We start from the raw sequence: 364 nt of genomic DNA, 5'->3' as shown, positions 1-364 counted from the left end.
TCTTAATTGTCAAATTAAGTTAGACAGATCATCAATACTTACGTAACTCAAAAATACTTCCAAAGGTGTTCGATAATCCAGTGATTTTCTAGGAATATTATTTCGTTTAGATGCGACAGATTGAATAAAAAATTCATCTACTGAATTGAAATCCATAGATTTCAATAAACCATCTCTACGTAACAATCCGTTAGAATTCTCGTTTAGGCCTCTTTGAGACGGCGTTCCTGGATCAGCGAAATAAATGGCAATATCATTGACATTACTGATCTGTTTCCAATTTGAAAATTCCTTTCCACAATCAAAAGTGATGGATTTGAATAGGTTTTTCGGTACAGATTCAAACCATTGATTTAATTTTTTT

Annotated in this window: 1 protein-coding gene; it reads right to left on the bottom strand. The window is 31.9% G+C overall.

What is annotated here, in order from left to right; genetic code table 11:
* Window positions 1-9 precede the first annotated feature (9 nt).
* The coding region (locus HMPREF2731_RS00325; RefSeq protein ID WP_141759916.1) for an IS30 family transposase at window positions 10-364 on the bottom strand (355 nt) is incomplete at its 5' end.

Origin of the sequence: Enterococcus sp. HMSC072F02, assembly GCF_001837725.1 — a bacterium.
Taxonomy (GTDB): domain Bacteria; phylum Bacillota; class Bacilli; order Lactobacillales; family Enterococcaceae; genus Enterococcus_B; species Enterococcus_B lactis.
This window is presented reverse-complemented; position numbering and strand designations above follow the sequence as displayed.